Annotated in this window: 4 protein-coding genes; 3 read left to right on the forward strand and 1 reads right to left on the reverse strand. The window is 63.2% G+C overall.

All coding sequences use genetic code 11. From position 1 onward, the window contains the following. Window positions 1-146: 146 nt before the first annotated feature. The gene (locus B3M58_RS02255; RefSeq protein WP_296216932.1) at window positions 147-440 is read right to left on the reverse strand and encodes a hypothetical protein; all 294 of its coding nucleotides are present in this window, start codon (window positions 438-440) and stop codon (window positions 147-149) included. 380 nt (window positions 441-820) lie between these two features. Here B3M58_RS02255 and pbpC point away from each other — a divergent pair, with 380 nt between their 5' ends. The 3 genes from pbpC to B3M58_RS02270 all read left to right on the forward strand — a co-directional run bounded on the left by pbpC (window position 821) and on the right by B3M58_RS02270 (window position 18,836). Next, window positions 821-3,148: a peptidoglycan glycosyltransferase PbpC gene (gene pbpC, locus B3M58_RS02260; protein WP_296216933.1), complete on the forward strand. Its 2,328-nt coding sequence runs from the start codon at window positions 821-823 to the stop codon at window positions 3,146-3,148. A gap of 105 nt (window positions 3,149-3,253) precedes the next feature. Continuing rightward, complete coding sequence (locus tag B3M58_RS02265) at window positions 3,254-4,945, forward strand: ShlB/FhaC/HecB family hemolysin secretion/activation protein (protein WP_296216934.1); 1,692 nt, start codon at window positions 3,254-3,256, stop codon at window positions 4,943-4,945. Between the two features lie 40 nt (window positions 4,946-4,985). After that, entirely contained in the window at window positions 4,986-18,836 is a 13,851-nt protein-coding gene (locus B3M58_RS02270; RefSeq protein ID WP_296216935.1) for a filamentous hemagglutinin N-terminal domain-containing protein, read from the forward strand. Window positions 18,837-19,105: the final 269 nt, after the last annotated feature.

A 19,105-nucleotide genomic window follows, 5' to 3' on the forward strand; every position in this document is an offset into this window, starting at 1 on the left:
TCCTGCACGCAGGCGCAGGCACTTGCTAAGCGAGCGGTGATCCAGGTTCCAAGTAGGAGGGGCTTTAGCCGCGAGCGTCTTGGTCCTGAGCCCCGGGTTTTAGCCGCGAGCCCACAGCTCAAGAATGCGCGCCCGGTCACCGGCACTCAGCGGATCAGCGCGCTGAGCAACCACAGGCCGAGCAGCAGCCAGATGATTCCGCCGATAATCGAGCCGCGCAAAAAGGCGCGTAGCGCGGCATACAACAACATCAGGCCCACGATCACCACGGCGATGGTCAGCAGCGAGGGCGTGACCCCGAGGGCACTGGCCATGCCGTCGATAAAGCTGCCGATGGCGTTGCCGAGCAGGCCGAAAAAGCCGTCCAGCGCCTCGACGATGAAGCGGATAAACGCACCGAATGCTTGGCCGAGGGATTCGAAAAAGCCTTCTACAGACATAGTCAGGGTTCCTGGTGGGATATGGCGCAGGCCATGTGCGGTGGATACTGGCACATTGGGCTGTCGGCGACGAACGGAGTTCCGTTGCTCGGCGCCCGTATCCAGGCTACAAAGTCGGCAATCCGCGCGGTGGCCGACTAGCAGGCCGTTGAAAAACTACCTGCGTTGGCAATACTGCGTTAAAAGCGGCCTCGGAATGCGAGCCCAGGCTAGGCGCCCCCGTCAGAATGCTCATTTACAGCTCGTAAACTGCGCTTCCTCGGCCGTTTTTGCCTTGTCTTGCCTGCCCGCCTACGTTTTCAACGGCCTGCTAGGCCACTGCGCACTGAACCAGGGGCAAGGAGTTTCATGTGGTCGAGGCGCGAGGATACGGGCGGCGCATGCTGCAAGCACTGCGTCGACCCTGGCTGGGTATGCCGTTGCTTGTGCTGCTGGCGTTGCTCGCGGCCGACCGCCTGTTTCCGCTGCCGTTGCCCGAAGACGACCTGGCCCGCGTGGTGCTGGCCGAGGACGGTACGCCACTGTGGCGTTTCGCCGACCGCGACGGTGTGTGGCGTTACCCGGTCAGCCCCGCGCAGGTTTCGCCCTATTACCTGGACGCGCTGCTGACCTACGAAGACCGCTGGTTCTATCGCCATCCGGGGATCAACCCCCTGGCGCTGGGGCGTGCCGCCTGGCAGAACCTCACGGGCGGGCGGGTGGTCTCCGGCGGCAGCACCCTGTCGATGCAGGTGGCACGGCTGCTCGATCCGCATGCGCGCAGTTACGGCGGCAAACTCAAGCAACTGTGGCGCACGCTGCAATTGGAGTGGCACCTGTCCAAGGAGGAAATCCTCGGCCTGTACCTCAACCGCGCGCCCTTCGGCGGCACCTTGCAGGGCGTCGCCGCGGCCAGTTGGGCCTACCTGGGCAAACCGCCCAGCCAACTGACCCGCGCCGAAGCCGCCTTGCTCGCGGTGTTGCCGCAAGCGCCCAGCCGCCTGCGCCCTGACCGGCACCCCGCCCGCGCGCAGGCGGCGCGCGACAAAGTGCTCAAGCGTCTGGCCAGCTTCGCGGTGTGGCCGCAGCCGGCAATCGACGATGCGCTGGAAGAGCCGGTGCTGCTGGCGCCGCGTCAGGAACCACGTCTGGCGCCCTTGCTGGCGCGGCGTTTGAATGTGCCGGGTAGCCCGCCGCTGATCCGCACCACCCTCGACGCCACCTTGCAACGCCGCCTGGAAGACCTGCTGCTGGGCTGGCGTGCGCGCCTGCCCGAGCGCACCTCTGCGGCGATTCTGGTGGTCGAGCAGCCGAGCATGGCGGTGCGCGCCTACCTCGGTTCGGTGGATATCGGCGATGCCAGACGCTTCGGGCATGTCGACATGGTCAGCGCCCAGCGCTCGCCCGGCTCGACCCTCAAACCCTTCCTCTATGGCATGGCCCTGGATGCCGGCTTGATCCACTCCGAATCGCTGTTGCAGGACGTGCCGCGGCGTTACGGCGACTACCGTCCCGGCAACTTCGCCGCCGGTTTCAGCGGCGCGGTGTCGGCCAGCGAAGCCCTGGCGCGCTCCCTCAACCTGCCGGCGGTGCAACTGCTGGAGGCGTACGGACCGAAGCGGTTTGCCGGTGAATTACGCAGCGTCGGCGTACCCCTGGCGCTGCCGCCGTTGGCCGAGCCGAACCTGGCGCTGATTCTCGGTGGCGCCGGCAGCCGCCTGGAGGAACTGGTCAGCGGTTACAGCGCCTTCGCCCGCGGCGGCAAGGCCGCGCGTCTGCGTTTGCAGCCGCAGGATGCGCTGTATGAGCGGCGCCTGTTGTCGCCCGGCGCCGCCTGGATCGTGCGGCGCATCCTCAGCGGCCAGGCGCGCCCGGACCGCGATCCGCGCGCGCAGCTGGTACAGCGGCCGAGCCTGGCCTGGAAGACCGGCACCAGCTACGGCTTTCGCGATGCCTGGGCGATTGGCGTGGCGCCGCGTTACATCCTCGGCGTGTGGATCGGCCGCCCGGACGGCACCCCGGTGCCCGGCCAGTTCGGCCTGGCCTCGGCGGCGCCGCTGCTGCTGCAAGTGCACGATCTGCTGATCAACCGCGACAGCCAGCGCGGCCTGAGCCTGCCCGCCGACCCGCAACCGGCCGAGGTCGGCGTGGCGGCGATCTGCTGGCCGCTCGGCCAGCCACTGGCCAGCCGCGACCCGAACTGTAGGCGCCAGCGCTTCGCCTGGACCCTGGACGGCACCACGCCGCCGACCTTGCAGGCACTGGATCAACCGCTGGGCTTGGGCTTGCAGGAAACGCTCTGGCTTAACCCGGCAGGCCAGCGCGTCGACGCCCGCTGTGTCGGCGCCCAGGCGCAGACCGTCGCCTGGTGGCCCGCGCCACTGGAGCCCTGGCTGCCGCGCCGCGAGCGGCGCAGTGCGCGCCTGCCAACCGTCGATCCAACCTGCCCGCCGCAGGGTGAGCCGCTGGCGGCGCCGCTGTCGATCGTCGGCGTGCGCCACGGCGACCGCCTGCGCCGTCCTGCCGGCAGCGCCGAACCGCTGCGCCTGCGCCTCTCCGCCTTGGGCGGCAGCGGTCGGCGTTGGTGGTTTGTCGATGGCCAGCCGGTCGCCGAAACTGCTGCCGAGGCGATGTTCAACCAGGCTTTCGGCCGCAACGGCCAGTACCAGCTCAGTGTGTTGGACGAGAGCGGGCAGACCGCTCGTCTCGAATTCACGGTGAATGACTAGGTTTGTGACCGAGGTCACGGGGGGATGCCGTGATGGCTAGGTGCCATATGTTTTAATGCGAGCCGGATTTTTGCTGCTGTTATCGCTATTCAAAGGACTGAAGGCATGTCTCTTCGTATTAGCCCTTTGGCCATTTGGCTGATGTGCGCCCTCGTTTCCACCGCTGCCCACGCCCAGACACCGGGCGACCAGGACCTGATCCGCGAACGCCAGCAGCGCCTGTTGCAAGAGCAGCAACAGCGCCTGGAAGAACTGCGCCAGCTTCCCGGCGAGGCTGCGCAACTGCCCGCCGAGGCACCAGTCGAGGAGACGCGGTGTTTCAATATCGAGCAGATCAATCTGAGCGGCGCGTCATTGCTCAGTGCGGCCGATAAAGCCGCGATTCTGCAACCGTTTGCCGGGCAATGCCTGGGCATTGGCCAGCTCAATAACGTACTCAAGGCCATCACCAATCATTACGTGGGGCGTGGCTATGTGACCTCGCGCGCGTACCTGCCGCAGCAGGACCTGTCCGGCGGCACGCTGAACGTGATCGTGGTCGAAGGCCGGCTTGAGGGGCTGGACAGCTCGGCGCTGGCCAGCGAGCGCGAGTTGGCCATGAGCTTTCCCGGGCAGACGACGCGTGTGCTGAACCTGCGTGAATTGGAGCAACTGGTCGAGCAACTCAACCGCATGCCTTCGCGGCAGGCGCAGCTTGAACTGGTGCCGGGCGAGCAGGTCGGCGGTAGCCGCGTACAACTCCAAGGTCAGCGCAGCAAACCCTGGCGCGTCAGCCTGGCGCGACACAACGATGGCCAACAGAGCACTGGCGAGCAGCAGTGGGGGCTGGGCCTGGACTGGGACAGCCCGTTGGGCCTGGCGGATCAGTTGAACCTGCGTGCCGGGCGCGACGCCGTTAGCGACAGCCAGCGCCATTCGCATAACCAGAGCTTCAACTACAACCTGCCCTACGGCTGGTGGAGCTTTAACTACAGCTACAGCCAGAGTTATTACCGGACACAGAACGAGGCCAATGGCTTCGCCTTCGACCTGGATGGCGACAGCAAAACTCACCAGTTGCGCGCCGAGCGTGTGCTGCACCGCGACAGCCTGAGCAAAACGGCAGTCAACGGCGGAGTCAGCCATCTGCGTACCCGTAATTTCATCCTCGGCAACCTGATCGACGTCTCCAGCCAGCGATTGTCCGAGGCGCAATTGGGCTTCAACCATGGCCGGCGCATCGGCAATGCCTTTGTCAACGCCGACCTCGGCTGGCAACAGGGCATCGGCAATTTCGACGCCCAGCGCAGTGGCGAGACTCAGGGCGGCCAACCGGTCGCGCGTTACCACAAATACAGCCTGACCTTGAGCTACTTGCAGCCGCTGCCGCTGTGGGGCGAGTCCTTCAGCTTCGACAGCCTGATCAACGCGCAGCACAGCGAAGACGTGCTGTTCAGCCCGCAGCGCATCAGCATTGGCGGCCTCAACTCGGTGCGCGGTTTCAAGGAGCAGTCGCTTTCCGGCGACAGTGGCGGTTACTGGCGCAACCAGGTGCGCTGGCGCCGTGCCGTGACCTGGCAGCCTTTGCAGCCCTTCGTGCAGGAATACGGCGTGGCGTTCGCCTACGACCTCGGCGTCATCCACGGCGGGCGCTACAACCCGGAGCAGCGCGGCCGACTGTCCGGCAATGCCCTTGAGCTGAGCGCCCGTGGCCAGCACCTGGCTGCATCGGTGACCTTCGCCCGCTCCCTCGAGCGGCCCGACGCAATCGCGCAACAAGAGCATCCGCTGTATTTGCGCGTCGATCTCTTCTTCTGATTTTTTCTGATTTATAGCCGTACCGGTTGGAGTTTTTTACATGGACGTTCGTAGCCCGCTGTTCCACAACATTGCCTGTGTGTTGATCGGCATTATGTTTCTCGACCCGATCGTCGCCACGGCCGCGCAGTTGGCCGTGGACGGCCAGGCCGGCGGCAATACCCGTCTGGACCGCGCCGGCAACGGTGTGCCCATCGTCAATATCGCCACGCCCAACGGCAGCGGCCTGTCGCATAACACGTTCATTGACTACAACGTCGGTCAGCAGGGGCTGATCCTCAACAACGCCACGGCCCGCACCCAGGGCACGCAGCTTGGCGGCATCATCGTCGGCAACCCCAACCTGCAAGGCCGCGCCGCCGGCATGATTCTCAACGAGGTCACCGGGGCCAATGCCAGTCAGCTCAAGGGTTACACCGAAGTAGCCGGTCAGGCGGCGCGCGTGATCGTCGCCAACCCCCACGGCATCACCTGCAACGGTTGCGGCTTTATCAACACCCCGCGGGCCACGCTGACCACCGGTAAAGCCATCGTCGAGGGCGGCCGCCTGGATCGTTTCGACGTCGACGGCGGGCAAATCACCCTGGAAGGCCAAGGCCTCAACGCCAGCAACCTCGACCAGTTCGACCTGATCACCCGCAGTGCCAAGCTCAATGCCGAGTTGCACGCGAACCAGCTCAACATCGTAACCGGGCGCAACCAGGTCAAGGCGGACAGCCTGGCGACCACCGCCAAGGCTGCTCGCCCTGGCGATGCGCCGGCCCTGGCCATCGACAGCTCGGCTTTGGGCGGCATGTACGCCGGGGCGATTCGTCTGGTCGGCACCGAAGCCGGGGTTGGCGTCAAACTGGCCGGCAATCTGGCTGCCAGCGCTGGCGATATTCAGATCGACGCCAACGGCCAACTGAGCCTGGCGCAGACCGCCGCCAGCGGTAATGTGCGGATTGCCGCGCAGAGTGCCGAGCTGACCGGCAAGACCTACGCCGCAGGCAGCATCAGTGCGCAAACCAGCGCCGCGTTGGCCAACCGCCAGAGCCTGGCCGCGGCCGGCAGCATCGCCTTGAGCGGCGGGCAAGTCATCAACAGCGGGCTGATCGAAGCCGGGGTGAATCCGGACAATAGCCGCAACCAACAGGGCGACGTTGCCATCAGTGGTCAGTCGTTACGCAACAGCGGTAGCGTGATCGCCAATCGGCAAGTGACCGTGCAAGTTGCTCAAGCATTGGACAACCAAGGCGGAACCCTCAGCGGCAAGACCCTGGCTCAGGTCAAGGCCGGGCAACTGGATAACCGTTTGGGGCGCGTGCTCGCCGAGGGCACATTGGTGATTGATGCCAACGCGCTCGACAATCGAAATGCTGGCCTGATCCAAAGCCAGGGCGATGCCGGCGTCAAGGTGGCGGGGGTGTTGCACAACCAGCAAGGCCAGTTTGTCAGCAACGCCAAGCTGAGCGTGCAGGCCACGCAGTTGAATAATCAGAGCGGGACGCTCGGCAGCCATGGCGCTATGGATCTGAGTGCTCAAACGGTCGACAACAGCGCACAAGGGCGGATCAATTCGGCTGGCCGCCTGCAGGTGCGCGCCACTGATCTGTATGCCGATAACGGCGGTGAGTTGAGCGCCAAGGGTGCGGTGGACGTCGAGTTGCAAGGTCGTTTGAATCTGCGTTCGGGCGGGCGCTTGATTGCTGGCGAGACCCTGCGCCTGGAGGCGCAGAGCATCGATAGCGGCGTCGCCGGGGTCATCTCGGCGAAGTCCGGGGCGCAGCTCAAGGCGCAAAGCCTGAGCAATGATCAAGGTGGGGAAATCAGTTCCGGTGCGGCCCTCGGCCTCGTCGTGAGTCAGCTCGACAACAGCCAGGGCGGTGTGATCGCCAGCAGCGGCGCCCTGACGTTGCAAGCAGACTCGCTCGTCAACCGCGACCAGGGCCGCATTGGCAGCGGCCAGGCCCTGAACCTGAGCGCCGTGCGCCTCGACAATAGCGGAGGCGGGGCGATATCCAGCAACGCCAGCCTGCTGTTGCAGGCCACCGAGCTGAATAACGCCCAGGCCGGCAAGGTCATCGCAGATGGTGCGCTGCAACTGCTGGTGGCGCGGCTGCTCAACAACGCCAAGGGTGTCTTGTCCGCGGGGGCGGGCCTGAGTGTGCAAGGTCGCAGTCTGGATAACAGCGGTGCTGGCCAGGTGCTGGGCGGTACGGGGCTGAGTCTCGCCTTGAGCGGCGATCTGCACAATCAGGGGCAAGGCACGATCCTCAGCCAGGGCGGCCTGACGCTCCGGGCTGCGCAGGCCGTCAATAGCGGGCAAGGCCGTATCGCCAGCAAGGGCGCCTTGACTGCCACCCTGACAGGGCTGGACCAGCATGGCGGTGGGCGGCTGCTCAGCGAAACGGCGCTGACCCTCGATCTGGCTGGCGGACGGCTGAACAACAGTCGCCAGGGGCTGCTCGCCACGTCCGGCAGTTTGTTGCTGAACAACGTCGTCGCCATCGATAACAGCCAGGGCGGCGAGATCTCCAGCGACCGCGCCTTCAGCCTGGTCACCGGCGAGCTGAACAACAGCGCCGGCAAGCTGCTCAGCGGCGAGGCATTGGAGCTGCGTATCACCCGCACGCTGCTGAATAACCTGGGTGGCGTGCTCTCGTCGGCCAGGCAACTGACCCTGAGTGCGGGCAGCCTGGATAACAGTGGCGCCGGCCGGATGGGCAGCGGCGGCGCGATGAGCCTGACGGTCGCCGGCGAGCTGAACAACCGCCAGATGGGCTCCATTACCAGCGACAGCAGGCTGACGGTGAAGGCGGCGAGTCTGAACAACGCCCAAGGCGGCAAAGTCAGCAGCCAGGGCGCTCTTCAGCTCGACGCCGACAGCATCGACAATCGCGGTGCCGGGGAGATTTCCAGTACCGCAGCGTTGCTGCTCAACACCGGCAGCCTGAACAACCAGGGCGGGCTGGTGGCGACCGAGGGTCAACTCGCCATCGAATCCCGTGGTTTGCTGGACAACAGCAAACAAGGCGTGCTGGCCGCCGAACAGGCGTTCACCCTCAAAGCCGGTAGCCTGAGCAACCGCGAGCAGGGCCTGGTGCAAGGTCAGGACAGCGTGAACGCGACCATTCAAGGCGCTTTCGATAATGCCGGTGGCCGTGTGCTGAGTGGCAAGGACTTGCAGCTGATCAGCGGCGCCGTGGATAACCGTGAGGGCAGTGTGGTTAGCGCCGGCAAGCTGACACTGAACAGCGCTGAACTGAACAATGCCAACGGTGCTCTGGTGGGCGCTGGCGATACGCAACTGCACAGCACCACGTTGAACAATAACGCCGGCAAGCTCAGCAGCCAGGGCGACTTGCGACTGACCACCGGCACGGCCAGCAGCCGTGGCGGTTCAATCCTCAGTGCCGGGCAACTGGTGTTGCAAGCCGACAGCCTGGACGCTGGCGGCGCAGGTCGCTTGCGGGCTAATGGCGCGGCAGAGGTGCGGATTGCCGGCCAGCTCAGTCTGCAGGGCGGTGGACAACTGCTCAGTGGCGGCACGTTGGCGCTGCACACACAGTCGCTCGACAACGCCAATCAGGGGCTTATTTCCGCCCAAGGCGATGCCTCGGTCAAAGCGGTCAGCATCGACAACCGTAACGCTGGGGAAATCTCCAGCAGTCGCAACCTGCAGTTGCGCGCCGCACAGCTGGACAACAGCACCCACGGTCGTCTGATCGCCGAGGCTGCGCTGAAACTGGTCGCCGACCATGTGCTCAACCGAGCCTTGGGTGTGCTCAGTGCTGGCGGAGCACTGACGCTGGAAACCCAGCTGCTGGACAACAGCTTCGCTGGTCGCGTCTTGAGTGGCGCCCTGCTGACGCTCAACGCCGCTCAGTTGAGCAACAGCAATAACGGCCTACTCAGCGCGGGAGGCGATCTACTCCTGACTGCGCAGACCATCGATAACCGCCAGGGCGGTGAAATCTCCAGCAAGCGCGGCCTGAGCGTCACGGCCGGCACTGTCGACAACAGCGATGGTGGACGGGTCATCGGCGAAGCGGGGCTGCACGCCACGCTGGAGCACCTGAACAATAGCCAGCAAGGCCTGCTGGCCAGCAATACCGACCTGCTACTGAGTGCCGCGACGATCGACAACAGCGCGGCCGGCACGCTCAGCGGGGCTCGGCTGCTCACCCTGACGAGCGCAACTTTGGACAATCGCGATGCCGGCCGTGTGCTCAGTGGCGGTGATCTGCAACTGACGCTCGACCACTTAAACAATACCGGCGCCGGGCTGCTCAGCAGCCGTGGCGACCTGCTGTTGCGCGGCGACGCGCTGGATAATCGCGGCGGTGCTCTTATCGTCGATGGCCGGGCCACTGTCGAAGCCGACAGCCTGGACTCCAGCGAAGGCGGACAGCTGTCCAGTCAGGGCGATATGCGTATCGACCTGGCAACGCTGAACCAGCGCAACGGCGGCGAATTGCTGAGCAATGGCCGCCTCGTGCTGAACGCGAATACGCTCGACAACCGCGCTGGCGGCCTGATCGCCGGCCGTCAGGGGCTGACCATCGCGGCGGACACGCTGAGCAACCAGGGCGGCGAAATCTCCAGTGCGGTAAACCTCGATATCCAGGCCGAACACTTGGATAACAGTGCGGCCGGCAAGATACTCGCCGGTAGCACCTTGACCCTGGTCGTGGCGCAATTGCTCAACCGGATCAAGGGCATCGTCTCCGGCCAGCAGGCGCTGAGCCTGAGCGGCGGCATGCTGGATAACAGCCAGGAGGGCACGTTCGTCAGTCAGGGTGATATCACCCTTGAGCTTTCGGGGGCGCTGAACAACCAGGCCGACGGTGCGGTAATCGCCCAAGGGCCGTTGAAGCTCACGCTCGATAGCCTCGCTAACCAGGGCGGCATAGTGTCGAGCAAGCAATGGCTGGAACTCGACGGCAAGCAGTTGCACAACCAGGGCGGTATGTTGGTCGCCGATGGCGCGCTGAATATTAATGCCACGACGTTGGATAACAGCCAGTCGGGCCTGTTGAACAGCAAAGCCGACATGAGCCTCGTTGCGGGCCATATCGATAACGCCAGCGGTGGCGCTATCGTCAGCGACGGTACGCTCGATCTCAAGGCCGAGCGACTGGATAACGGCGCTCTGGGCCAAGTGGCCAGCACGGGCGACCTGAACCTTGAGGTGGACGAACTCACCCAGCAGGGCGGCGAACTGCTCAGTCAGGGTCAATTGCGCTTGCAGGCTACGACGCTGGATAACAGCCACGGCGGTCTGATCGCCGCCACTCAAGGCATCGACCTCGACACCACGGACCTGGACAACAGCGCAGGCGGGGAGATTTCCAGCCGTGCCAGCGTGAGGGTGAGCGCCAGCGAGCTGAACAACAGCGACGCCGGCCTGATCATCGGCGATGCGGGTCTGACGCTGACTGTGCAGCGCCTGCTCAATCAGCTCAAGGGCGTACTTTCCGGGCGCGACGGCCTGGTGCTGCGAACCGCCAGCCTGGATAACAGCCGGGGTGGCACCCTGACCAGCCAGCGCCTGCTCGACATTAGCTCGAGTGGCGCGCTGGACAACTCCGCTGAAGGCGCACTGATCAGCGAGGGCGCGATGACGGTACGCTCTGCCGCGCTGAATAACGCCGCAGGCATCCTGTCCAGTGCCGGAAAACTGGACATCGCCAGCGGCGCACTGAACAACCGCGGGGGCATGCTGGTCACCGATGACGCGCTGATCCTCTCCAGTAGCGCGCTGGACAACAGCCAGGGCGGGCGCATCAGCGCCAAGGGCGATCTTGAGCTCAGCACTGCCGCGTTGGTCAATCGGCAGCAGGGCAGCATCACCAGCAGCGCTCGTGTGCAACTGAGCGCTGGCCAGGTAGATAACAGCGCTCAGGGGCGGATCGCCAGCAAAGGCGCGCTGAGCGCCAATCTGCAAGGCCTCGATCAGCATGACCGGGGTGAGCTGATCAGCGAAACTGCGCTCAGCCTGAACCTCAATGGCGGTCGTCTGGATAACCGCGACCACGGCCTGATCGCCACGCCTGGTAGCCTGCTGATACGCCAGGTCGCCAGCGTCGATAACAGCCAGGGCGGCGAAATTTCCAGTGCTGACGCTTTCACCTTGGTAACCGAAGAGCTGAACAACAGCGCCGGGCGCATCATCAGCGGCGATGCGCTGCAACTGCATATTACCCGCACCCTGTTGAACAACCTCAACGGCGCACTCTCTGCCGCCAAAGGCTTGCAGATCACTGCGGGCAGCCTGGACAACAGCGCTGGCGGCACCTTGGCCAGCGCCGCGGATATCGAGTTAACCCTTCAGGGCGAGCTGGATAACCACGACGACGGCGCGCTGGTGGCCGGTGGCAGCATCACCGTGCAGTCCACGGCGTTGAACAACAGTGAGAACGGGCTGATTTCCAGTTCGACTGGTCTCAACCTCGATACCGGGGCGTTGAATAACCGCGCCGCCGGCCTGATCGTCAGCGCCGGCAGCTTGCACCTGAACAGTGGCGACCTGGACAACAGCCAGGGCGGTACCCTGAGCGGCAAGCAGGGGCTGATGCTAAGCGCCGGTGCGCTGGATAACCGCCAGGACGGCCTGATCATTAGCAATGGCGTGCTCGACCTGCGCGCCACCAATCTGGACTCCAGCCAGGGCGGCGAAATCTCCGCCAAGGGCAACTTGAGCCTGACGCTTGCACGGCTGATCCAGCAGCAGGGCCGGTTAATCGGCGAGGCGAGCGTGAGTCTGAACCTCAACGGTGGCGACCTGGATAACCGTGGCGGTCTGATCTCCGCGTTTGGCCCGCTAAGTTTCGACAACCTGAGCGCGCTGGACAACCGCCAGGGCGGTGAAATCTCCAGCTCGCAAGCGTTCTCCGTGTCGGCGGCGAGTATCGACAACGGCGACCTGGGGCGCATCATCAGCGGTCGGCAACTGAGCGTACAGGCGCATAGCCTGCGTAATGCCAGCGGTGGCCTGTTATCCGGCTGGGCAGGGCTCGATGTGGCGGGCGGCAGCCTGGACAACTCAGCGAGCGGCACCTTGTCGAGCCGCGAAGGCGATCTTTCCGTCGACCTCAGCGGTGCATTGGACAACCATGATCAGGGCGCGCTGGTCAGCAAGGGCATCCAGCAGCTCAAGGCCGCCAGCCTGAACAATGCCAAGGGCATTCTCTCGGCCGAAGGCGACCTCACGGCGACCATCGGCGGCGTGCTGGACAACCACGATGCAGGCGTGATCAATAGTGCCGGCAACCTGGCCATCACCGCCCAGAGCCTGAATAACCGTTCCGGTCAGCTCAGTGCCCAGCAATCCCTTCGCCTGAACAGCGCCGGTGCGCTGGACAACCGTGGTGGCACGTTGTCCAGCAATGGCGCCATGACCCTGACCCTGCTCGGTGCCCTGAGTAATAGCCAGCAGGCCACGCTGGCCAGCGGCGGAGCGCTGCTGCTCAAGGCTGCCAGCGTGGATAACCGCGGCGGCAAACTGGCCAGCCAGGGGCTGCTCGAACTGATCACTGGCAGCCTGAACAACTCGGCTTCCGGCACGCTCGCCAGCCGCAACGACCTATCCATCAACCTCGGCGGCGCCCTGAACAATAGTCAGGACGGCCTGATTTACAGCCAGTTGGGCAGCGTGGCCGTGAGCGCGCAACGCCTCGACAACCAGGGCGGCGCCCTGCAAAGCCAAGGTGCCACGAGCCTGACGTTGAATACTGCGCTGGACAACCGGGGCGGGCGTATCGTCGCCCAGGCCGGCAGCCTCGATGTGCGGGCTGGCAGTCTCGATAACAGTGCAGATGGCATGCTCAGCAGTGTTTCCAGTTGGCTGAAGCTGCTCACCGCGGGATTTTTCGACAACGCCAATGGCGGGATTACCCAGGCGCAAGCCCTGGATATCCAGGCCGACCAGGGCATCGACAACCGCTCCGGGCACCTCTCGGCGCTCAGTGGCGAGAACCGCATTGTGACTGCCGGTTTCGACAACCAAGGCGGCGGTCTATATGCCGGCACCTTGCTCAGTGTCAGCGGCACACAGCTGCTTAACCAAGGCATGGCGTTGGGACAAGGCGGCAAAGTGGCCGCCGGGCAGATCGACTTCAGCCTGAGTGGTGCGCTGAATAACCAGTTCGGCCAGATCGAAAGCGACAGCGCGCTCGACCTAAGTGCCAGTAGCATCAATAACGTCGTTGGCAGCCTGCGTGCCCTCGGCCGCACGGGTAGCACGCGGATCGTCAGCAGCAGCCTGAACAACGGTTTCGGCGTGATAGAAAGCGCTAACCAAGACCTCGACCTGCACGTGGCGAGCTTGAGTAACGGCGCTGGACGCATCCTGCACACCGGCAGCGGCAACTTCGGTCTGTCTAGCGCCAACGTCACTCAGGCCGGCGGCACTCTGGTCAGCAACGGCGCCCTGACTCTCAACGCCGCCAGTTGGAGCAACAGCAGCGTGCTGCAGGCCGGGCGGCTGACCTTGAATATCGGCAACTTCACCCAGACCGCCACAGGTCAGTTACTGGCCAGTCAGTCCCTTATCGGCACAGGCGGTAGCTGGGTCAACCACGGATTGCTGGCCAGCGACGGCACGCTGTCGCTTTCATTGAGCGGCGGTTACAGCGGTAACGGCCGTCTGAGTAGCTTGGGCGGCCTGAGCCTCAGCGCTGCCAGCATCGATCTGCCCAGCAGCGCCCGGATTACCGGCGGCGGGCTGACCACCGTCACCAGCAGCGGCCTGCTCAGCAACCGCGGCACGCTGACCTCGGCAAGCGCTTTGACCGTGCGCGCTGGCACCCTGAATAACTACGGCAGCCTGGGCAGCGGCGAAATGTTGCGGCTGTACGCCCCAACGTTACTTAACCAAAACGGCCTGATCTTCAGCGGCGACGACATGGCGCTGCGGGTGGATAACTTCACCAACCGTTATGCGGATGTGTACAGCTTGGGGGCTATCGACCTGGCCAAGAATGACCTGGGTCACTCCGCCAGCCGCCTGGATAACCTGTCCGGAACTCTGGAGGCCAGCGGTGACTTCAGCCTCAAGGCTGCAGTGATCAAGAACGCGCGCGATGTACTGCAGATTAATGATGCCGGCCTCTACACCGCGAAAATCGAAGAGGCTATCTGCGTCGAGGCGGGGGTGGATTGTTCGGGCAAGAGCAATACCTGGTTCAAAGTCACCAGCCGCGACAAGCTTGAGGTGGTTGCAGCGAGTGCGCTGGCGGCTATTCATGCCGGTGGCAACCTGAACATTACAGGCAGCACACTCAACAACCAGTCCAGCTTGATCAGTGCCGGCGGCAACATCGTCCTGAACCTGACCAATCTGAACAACCAGGGTTTGGAGATTGGCGAGGTGGAAAGCAGTCGGGTATTCCGGCTGACACGTATGGATCGCAAATACCAACTTGTCTATGTCCAGCAGGCGGCGGACTTCAGCGCTAAATATTGGCTTGAGAGCCCGGGTTATGATCCGGATAACATCGGCGACTTGTCCCAGTCCCTCGCCAGGTTCCTTGCTCAGGAATTCGATCTGGAGTTGGTTCACCTGGCAACGCGTACTGAGCTCAGCAGGGGCGATCAAAGCTACGCGGCGATCATCCAGGCCGGCGGTAACGTCAGCGTCAATGCCAGCAACCGGATCGACAATGGCGTTATCCGCCCTTACTTCACCTATGTAAGCGGTGGACAAAAAGTCGGCAGTACTGCGACCGATGCGACGGGTGTCAGCACCCTCGTCAGCCTGAATTCGCAACTTCCCCCCGACCTGCAACAGCAACAGGTCAACCCCCTGACCCTGCCCGGTTTCAGCCTGCCGCAAAGCCAGAACGGCCTGTTCCGTCTGAGCGGCCAAGCCGCTCAAAGTGGCGTCGCGAGCACCGCGCTGACCAGCGTGGGCAATCGCACCCTATCTGGCCGCAGCATTACGCTGGGACAGCAAGAGCAGAGCCTGGGGTATGCCGATATCCAGGCTCGCGCGTTTGTCATCGCCAGCCAAGGGGGTATAGCGGCCGATCAGGTCGCGGGTAGTGCCTGGAGCCTGTCTGGCAGTGGTGGGGGCGTGCAGGCCAGCGGCACGTCGGGCGCCGGTGGTGGGCCTGCCGCGCCGGTGTCCACCGCGCTGCACGGCGAAGCCTTGCCGCCCGTGCTGCCGATACCAGGAGCCGTGCAGCAGGTACAACTCGGTTCCGGGAACGTGCCCAGCGGCGGTGTGCCCACTGCGCAATCTGTCGTCCTGGGTAGCGCGTCAAGCCTGCCCGGCACGCTTCAGCCAGGCGTCCCCAGCGCCAACCAGGTGCAGTCCGGTCCCGCACCGGTTGTGCTACAGACCGTGAACCAGGTACAGGGTCTGCCGACCAGCAGCGCCCCGCTCAACAGTCACAACTACCTGATCGAAACCAACCCCGAGCTGACCAACCTCAAGCAGTTCCTCAGCACCGATTACCTGCTCGGCAACCTTGGCGTCACCCCGGACACGGCGCAGAAACGCCTGGGCGACGGCTTCTACGAGCAACGGCTGATCCGCGAAGCCATCGTCGCGCGCACTGGCCAGCGCTTTATTGACGGGTTGACCAGCGACGAGGCGATGTTCCGCTACCTGATGGACAACGCCATCGCCAGCAAGAACGCACTAAACCTGGCGGTGGGCATCAGCCTGAGCGCCGAGCAAGTGGCGGCGCTGACCCACGATATCGTCTGGCTGGAAGAGCACGAAGTGCTCGGTGAGCAGGTCCTGGTGCCGGTGCTGTACCTGGCCCAGGCCGAAGGCCGCCTGGCGGCCAATGGCGCGCTGATCCAGGGGCAGGACGTTTCGCTGATCGCCGGCGGCGACTTGACTAACGCCGGCACCTTGCGCGCCAGCAACAACCTTAGCGCCGTGGCCGGCAATGACCTGATCAACAGCGGTCTGATCGAGGCCGGCAACCGCCTCGACCTGCTGGCGGCCGACAGCATCCGCAATGCCCAGGGCGGCATTATCGCTGGGCGCGATGTCAGCCTGACGGCGCTGACCGGCGATGTACTCAACGAGCGCACGGTCACCCGTCATGCCAGCGTCGCCGGTAACAGCCACTGGGAAAGCAGCTTCGCCGACAGCGCCGCCCGCATCGAGGCGGCCAGCAGCCTGAGCATCAGTGCCGGGCGCGATGTGGCCAACCTCGGCGGCGTATTGGACAGCCGGGGCGACCTCAGCATTAGCGCCGGGCGTGACGTCACCATTGCCTCGGTGGAAGAGCGCCATCTGCACGCGCGCGGCACACATTATCGGGATGAGCGGGTCAGTCAGCTGGGCGCCGAGGTGACGGCTGGGCGCGACATCGACATCAGCGCCGGTCGTGACCTGGCGGCGATCGCCAGCCGCATTGAGGCGGGGCGCGATATTGACCTGGCAGCGGGCAACGACGTGCTGATCGCCTCGGCAGCCGACGAAAGCCACTACTTGTCCAAGAGCAAGAAGGTCATCCTTCAGAAAGACCATGTCGAGCAGCAGTCCAGCGAGATCCTGGCCGGCGGCGATGTGGTGATTAGCGCGTCGAACAACTTGCTGCTTTCCGCCAGCCAGGTGCAGGCGGATGGAGAGGCTTATCTGGTGGCGGGTGAGAACTTGGCCCTGCTCAGCGCCGAGGATTACGACTACTACCTCTATCAGAAAAAGAAAAAGGGTAGCTTCGGCAGCAAGAGCTTTCGGCGCGACGAAGTCACCCAGGTCAGCCATATCGGCAGCGAAGTCAGCGCTGGCGGCGACGTCACTCTGCTCAGCGGCAGCGACCAGCTCTATCAGGCGGCGAAACTGGAAAGCGGCGGCGACCTGACTCTGGCCAGCGGCGGCGCGATCACCTTCGACGGGGTGAAAGACCTCAAACAGGAGAGCCACGAGAAGAGCAAAAGTAGCTTTACCTGGCAGTCGGCCAAGGGTAAGGGGACCACCGACGAGACACTGCGCCAGAGCCAGTTGATTGCCCAGGGCGACATCGTCATCAAGGCGGTGGAAGGTCTCAATATCGATGTCAAGCACATCGACCAGAAGACGGTGAGCCAGAGCATCGACGCCATGGTCAAGGCCGACCCGAACCTGGTCTGGCTGAATGAGATGGAACAGCGCGGGGATGTGGACTGGCGGCGGGTGAAGGAGGTGCATGACTCCTTCAAGTACAGCAGCTCGGGGTTGGGCGGCGGAGCGGCAATAGTAATTGCCATCGTGGTGGCGTACTTCACGGCGGGGGCGGCGAGCGCCGCAATCGGAAATGTCGCAGGGGCAGCCGCGGGATCGGGAGGCACGATGGCTGCTGCGGGTACAGCCACCGCTTCTGCAGTGGCGAACGGTGCCGCGATAGGTTCTACGGTCGCTGCCGGCTGGGGCAACGTGGCCCTGACTGCTGTCGCTACTGGAGCCGCCAGCAATACGGCCATCAGCACCATCAACAACCGGGGCGACCTCGGAGCGATACTCAAGGACGTGACCTCGGAGGATGCGCTGCGTGGTTATGTGGTAGCGGGCGCCACCGCAGGCCTGACCAACGGACTGTATAACGGCTGGACCGGCACCGAGACCGGCGCCAGCGGCGCCTTGGTCAACAGCGGCAAAGTCATTACTGAAGGCGGGCTGAACACCTGGAGTGGTATCGGTCAGTTTGCCGGCAACCAATTGCTGCAAAACGGCACCTCCGCCGTCCTTGACCGTGCCCTGGGCGGCGATAGCTCGCTTAGCGATGCCCTGCGCAGCAGTCTGGCCAATACCTTTGCGGCGGCGGGGTTCAACCTGATCGGTGATCAGACAGCCCCCGGTAAATGGGATATCAAGGATGGCAGCCTGGCCAAGATCGGCCTGCACGCGGTGATGGGCGGCCTGGCGGCAGAAGCGGCTGGCGGGGACTTCAGGACTGGTGCGCTGGCGGCTGGCGTGAACGAAGCCCTCGTCGATAGCTTGGCAGGCTGGTACGGGCAGATGGACCCGGAGCAGAAGAAGAGCCTGCTGGTGATGAACTCGCAGGTGATCGGGGTTCTGGCGGCTGGGGCGCAGGGAGGTGATGAGAAGGCTTTGCAGACTGGGGCTTGGGTGGCGGGGAGTGCGACTCTATATAACCGTCAGCTTCATGAGAGTGAAAAAGCTCTTGCCAAGGAACTGGCAGAGAAAAGTGGCGGTAGATTTACTGAGGGGGAAGTTGAGGATGTCTTGCGGGTGTCGAGCAGGGCGGATGAGGGTATTTTTCCGGGGACTGATATGGTGGTGCCGCAGGATGGAGTCTATGACACAGGTGGGCGCTGGGTTAAGTATGGCGACACTTATGTTCAGTTGCTTCCTGTCGATATTGATCCTGATGTTGCTAAGTATGTATTGAGTAACGCGGAGGGTTACTCATTTCATGACTCAACATTGGGGCTAGCTCCTAATCAGAATATAGGAGGTTCTAGCCAGAATCCCCGTGATAGGCTTACGGGATATGCGTTGGGTGACAGTGGCGGTTATGTAGTGCCGGTAGTAATTGACGGTAAATATTATCAGCCTCGATTTTGGCCTTGTGGTAATGCGGAATGTATTGCGGTGGGAGCGAACATTGACTTTGGGAATGCTGATACTCTGCGTTGGTTAAGGGCTGCAGATGCGAAGGCGTTGGATGATTTTAGTAAAGTAATGACTGCTGGCGCAGTAATTGGGAGTGGTGGTACGGTGGTGGGATTGGGTCATATATCAACTGGAGCCTCTTTGCTTTCTGGTTATCTGAATGATGCTATACTTACAAAGCTTACTGAGGGAGCTGTAAGTACAGGCTTCGAGTCATACGCGGCCTCTAGAGGAGTTCCTCTTGAGGTCGCTAGAAAAATTACCAATGCGTTGTCACTGTCTGGTGCATGGTCAGGCATAGTTGAAAATGGTAAGGATTTGCTAGGTGAGTGACTTTACTTTGTTTTCCAGAAAGAGTGCTCTTGTGGTTTTGGTTTTAGTGATGTTGGGTTTTATGATTTTGAATTTGGTTAGATTTTATGGTGTATGGAGGGATTTTTTTACGGTAATGTTTGGGCAGGCATGGTTTGGGTATTCCTTTTACGCGTTCGTTAGTGGGAGGTACATCCCGTTTTCCGGCGGGGCCACAGTCGGTAAGGATGAAAATTTGTGGCTCAGAGCATTCTCTGGTGGGTTAGGGCTTTTAATATATTTTTGTTTTT

Source organism: Pseudomonas sp. UBA2684 (assembly GCA_002354655.1).
Lineage (GTDB): Bacteria > Pseudomonadota > Gammaproteobacteria > Pseudomonadales > Pseudomonadaceae > Aquipseudomonas.

Bases quoted from the DNA above. Each gene is read 5' to 3' on its own strand.
- pbpC (WP_296216933.1), top strand. From the start codon at position 821: ATGCTGCAAGCACTGCGTCGACCCTGGCTGGGTATGCCGTTGCTTGTG.
- B3M58_RS02255 (WP_296216932.1), bottom strand. From the start codon at position 440: ATGTCTGTAGAAGGCTTTTTCGAATCCCTCGGCCAAGCATTCGGTGCG.
- B3M58_RS02265 (WP_296216934.1), top strand. From the start codon at position 3,254: ATGTCTCTTCGTATTAGCCCTTTGGCCATTTGGCTGATGTGCGCCCTC.
- B3M58_RS02270 (WP_296216935.1), top strand. From the start codon at position 4,986: ATGGACGTTCGTAGCCCGCTGTTCCACAACATTGCCTGTGTGTTGATC.